We start from the raw sequence: 4,070 nt of genomic DNA, 5'->3' as shown, positions 1-4,070 counted from the left end.
CAGTAACGCTGCTGCCAGGTGAGGGTGCTGTTGAGCTCGGTCCAGTTCAGATCCACGGTGCTGGACGGGTAGAGATAGCGGGTGAGGTTGACGTCCAGTGCCCAGTCCTGGCCCAGCGCCCCACCCCACCCGGCCACGACGTCGAATTCGCTGCGCGCGCCGTTGTCGGGCTGGAACGACACCCCTGAGCCCCACACCGAGGCGTACCAACCGCTTTCGCTGCCCAGTTTGACGCCCGCCTGTGCGGCCGGGTCGCCGTCACTCTGCGAGCTGCCGCGCCAGACGTAATCGGTGGTGAGGGTCGCATTGCCCTCCACCGCGGCCGCCGCCGCACCACTCATCACCAGGCCCAGCAGCAGCACGCTGCAGCGGCGCGCCCTGCGCCCTTTCATCTGTTCAACCACCACGGTAAGCACTCCATCGGACGGCGGCGCCGTCGAGGTGGGCAGTGTTCCCGCAGGGGCCGTAAAGCCGCCATGCCGCGGCGGCGGCAGGGGCGCAAAATCAGCGTAAATCCTGCGTCCACGATGCCGCACGGGGGCCGCGCTATCATGGGCCGCTCTGACCTGTTGCGAGTAATGGCGTGGACGCGATCCTGACCCCGGTATCGATTGGCGAGCTGATCGACAAGATCACCATCCTGGAAATCAAGGCCGAACGCATCAGCGATGCGGGCAAGAACGCCAACGTCCGCAAGGAACTCGATGGCCTGTGGCCGCTGTGGCAGCAGCAGCTGGCCAGCCAGCCGGGGCTGGACGCGCTGAAGGATCAGCTCAAGGCCATCAACGTGCGCATGTGGGACATCCAGGACCAGCTGCGCGACAAGGAAGCGGCGCAGGTGTTCGACGATGCGTTCATCCAGCTGGCGCGTGGGGTGTACGGCACCAACGGCGAGCGGGTGAAGGTGAAGAACGAGATCAACCGCGTGGCCGGTTCGCAGCTGGTGGAAGAAAAGCAGTACCAGGGCGAGTAACCGGCCCCGCCCGCGCCGGGCTCAGTGCCCGGTGGCGGCCATGAAGCGTTCGCGGTCCTGCTGGGTACGCCGGCGGATTTCAGCCAGCGCTTCGTTTTCGGTGGCTTCCAGCATGGATTCGAACAGGCGCTGGAAGTGGTTGCGCATGGCCAGCCGTGCGGCCGCCGGGTCGCGCGCGCGCAGGGCGTCGAGGATGGCGGTGTGTTCTTCGTCGCGGGTGTCGTCGTCGTTGTGGCAGACGTTGGCATACACCTGCCGCACCCGCGGCAGTTCATTGCGCATGCGCCAGATCAGCTGCACGCAGTGCTCCACCACCGGGTTGCCGGCAATGCGGGCAATGGACAGGTGGAACTGGCGGTCGGCTTCGCTGGCGGCGGCCTCGCCCGAGGCCGGGTCGACCATGGCCGCGATCAGGCCGGCCAGGTCCTGCAGTTCTTCGTCGGTGATGCGGCTGGCGGCCATGGCCGCTGCTTCGGCTTCGATCACCGCGCGGGCGGCGGTGAGGTCGAAGGCAGACACGTCCGGCAGCGCGCCGGGGGCCTGCGACGGGCGCGCCTTCACATACACGCCCGAGCCGGTCTTGATGGTGATCAGCCCCTGCGCTTCCAGCGCGATTTCCGCCTCGCGCACGGTCACCCGGCTGACGCCGAGGCGCTCGGCCAGGTCGCGTTCGCCGGGCAGCCGCGAGCCCGGCGGGAATTCGCCCCTCTCGATCAGCGCGACGATTTCGGCGGCAATGGACTGGTAGAGACGGGGTTCGGACATCATCAAGACCTGGCTGTACGGTGGCTGGGGACCATCATGCGACCCGCGCCCTCAGAGAGCGGCGCGGTTGGGAAAACCGCGCCACTGACCTCAGAAGCGGTAGCGCACCCCGAGATAATAGCGCCGCCCGTAGGTGGTGTACTCGCGGAAGCTGCCCAGGATGGGCATATCCGACACCCGCGGCTCGTCGGTGAGGTTGCTGGCCGACAACGACAGCGACAGGTGCTTGTTCACTTTGTAGGTGGCGCGGAAGTCGAGCGAGCCATTGTCGCGCACGTAGCGGTTCTGCGACGGGTCGCCGACGAACTGCTGGTAATAATCCGAGCGGTATTTGTAGATGGCCTGCAGGTCCAGCTTGCCCAGGCCCCAGTACACCTGGGCCGACGCCACGTGCTTGGATAGCCCGAAGATGTTGGCCGGCTCGACGATCCCGGGTGTGAAGACGCCGGTAATGGGGTCGGTGGACTCGCCCAGGCGCAGGTCTTCGGTCTTGAAGTTGGAATGGGCGTAGTTGTAGCTGGCCTTCACGCCCAGCCCGGAGAAGATGCCCGGCAGGTAGCTGAAGCTGTGCGAGCCGGTGAGCTCGAAGCCGATCAGGTCGCTTTTCTGGTCGCTGGTGGCCAGCTGCTCCACCGGCACGGTGACGCTCTGGCCGTCGATGTCGAAGGTCTCGCCCACCACCACCGGTACCGAGCCGCCGTTGAACTGCTTGTAGTAGATGGCGGTGGACAGCATGGAGTCTTCGTTGGCATACCACTCCAGCGAGACGTCGGCGTTCCAGGACATCAGCGGCTTGGCGCGCGGGTTGCCGGTGGCGGTGATGTTGCCCAGCGCTTCGGCCACCGTGCGGAAGTCGGTGTCGGCCTCGTCCAGGGTGAAGCTGCGGCCAAAGCCTTCGGCGGCCAGGTCGGGGCGCGACATGGCGCGGTAGGCACCCACGCGCAGCAGCAGGTCCGGACGCAGTTCGAAGGCGGCGTTGAAGCTGGGCAGCCATTCGGTGTTGCTGGACTTGAGGATCTGCCGCGTAAAGTCGCCGGTGGGGCGCAGGGTCACGGTGCCATCGGCGTTATTGATGACATCCAGACCACTGCGCAGGCCCACCGAGCGCACGTCGGTACGCACGCCGCGCACACCGATGTTGCCGGTGACCGGCAGGCCGAACCATTCGCTGCTGTAGTCGCCCATCAGGTACAGGGCGTTGGTTTTCTCGGTGACATCGTTGTTGGCCGGGTTGCGCAGGTCGGCGCTCAGGCCGGTGTCGTCCACGCCGGTGAAGGCGTTGAACAGGCAGCGGCTGTCGAAGCTGGCCCACTGGTCGATGGTGTTGCCGCTGGCGTTGGCCAGGAAGTCCTTCTGCGGGAATTCCTGGCGGCAGGCGCGGTTGGCCGCACGGATCGCGGCGACATTGGTGGTGGTGATGTCGCGGGTGTCGGTGAAGTCGGTGTAGGTCGCTTCGGAATGGCGCACGCCGCCCTTGATGGCGGTGAAGAAGCCGCTTTCCGGGGTGAACGCCGCATCGAAGCGCTGCGCACGGATGGTGTGCTCGCGGCTCTGCTGGCGGCGACGGATCAGCGCCGAATCGGTGTAGTTGTCCGGGTTGTTCACGTCGAATGCCGGATCCAGGGTGATGCTGGGCACGTCGCCGCTGTAGTCGTAGGTGTAATCGACGTAGCGGGTGTTCTTGATGCCGCCCACCGGCTTGCCGTTGACGTCGGTACGGCCGGCGCGCAGGCGGGTGGAACGCTCGATCTGGTCGCGCTGGGTGTTGGAGTAGGACAGGTCGGTGGACAGCGTCCACGCCGGGCTGGGCCGGAAGATGACGTTGAAGCCGCCGCCGGTGTATTCCTCCATGCGCTCCAGGAAGTTGCCGGTGGAGTCGATGGTGGTGCTGCCGGTGTGGTGCAGCAGCGCGCCGTCATCGGTGACCACGCGGTTGTTGAGGTTGCGCATCATCGACGACAGCGACAGGTCCGAGCGGTCTTCGGTGTAGTCGCGCTTGGAATGCTGGTAATCGACGTTCACTTCCACGGTGTCGTTGGGGCGCCACTGCAGCGCGGCGAACTGCGAGTCGCGCTTGTCGTGTTCGATGAACTGGCGGTAGATGCGGCTGCTGGGCACCAGGTAATACGGCACGCCATTGGCGACCTGGTTGCCGTCCACCGGGGTGCAGTTGCGGGTGGCGCCCACGGTTTCGCGGCCGTCGCAGGCCACCCACGTGGAGCTGCTGGAGAACATTTCTTCCGGGTTGCTGCCCTGCAGGGCCTGCACGCCCACCGAGACGCCGAGCTTGCCGGCCCCGCCCATGTCGAACTGGTCGATGTAGCTGGCGGTA

At 66.3% G+C, this 4,070-nt stretch carries 4 protein-coding genes; 1 reads left to right on the top strand and 3 read right to left on the bottom strand.

The genetic code is table 11. The annotated features are described in order from the left end of the window. Positions 1-341, bottom strand: a 341-nt coding sequence (locus DBR34_RS05445; RefSeq protein WP_258223687.1) for a TorF family putative porin, incomplete at its 3' end; no start/stop codon positions are given. A gap of 242 nt (positions 342-583) precedes the next feature. Here DBR34_RS05445 and DBR34_RS05440 point away from each other — a divergent pair. Further along, on the top strand, positions 584-973 hold the full coding sequence (locus DBR34_RS05440) for a DUF6165 family protein (protein ID WP_128096007.1): 390 nt from the start codon (positions 584-586) through the stop codon (positions 971-973). Positions 974-994: 21 nt separating this feature from the next. Here DBR34_RS05440 and DBR34_RS05435 read toward each other — a convergent pair whose 3' ends face one another. Together DBR34_RS05435 and DBR34_RS05430 are read right to left on the bottom strand one after the other, a co-directional pair. After that, positions 995-1,738 (bottom strand): FadR/GntR family transcriptional regulator, encoded by a 744-nt coding sequence (locus DBR34_RS05435; protein ID WP_128096006.1) that lies wholly within the window; start codon positions 1,736-1,738, stop codon positions 995-997. A gap of 90 nt (positions 1,739-1,828) precedes the next feature. Further along, positions 1,829-4,070, bottom strand: a 2,242-nt coding sequence (locus DBR34_RS05430; RefSeq protein ID WP_258223686.1) for a TonB-dependent receptor, incomplete at its 5' end; no start/stop codon positions are given.

The organism is Stenotrophomonas sp. HMWF003, from assembly GCF_003061285.1.
In the GTDB taxonomy this organism is placed as follows: domain Bacteria; phylum Pseudomonadota; class Gammaproteobacteria; order Xanthomonadales; family Xanthomonadaceae; genus Stenotrophomonas; species Stenotrophomonas maltophilia_AP.
The sequence above is the reverse complement of the archived record's forward strand: the minus strand, read 5'-3'. Positions and strand labels throughout refer to the sequence as shown.

Bases quoted from the DNA above. Each gene is read 5' to 3' on its own strand.
- DBR34_RS05435 (WP_128096006.1), bottom strand. From the start codon at position 1,738: ATGTCCGAACCCCGTCTCTACCAGTCCATTGCCGCCGAAATCGTCGCG.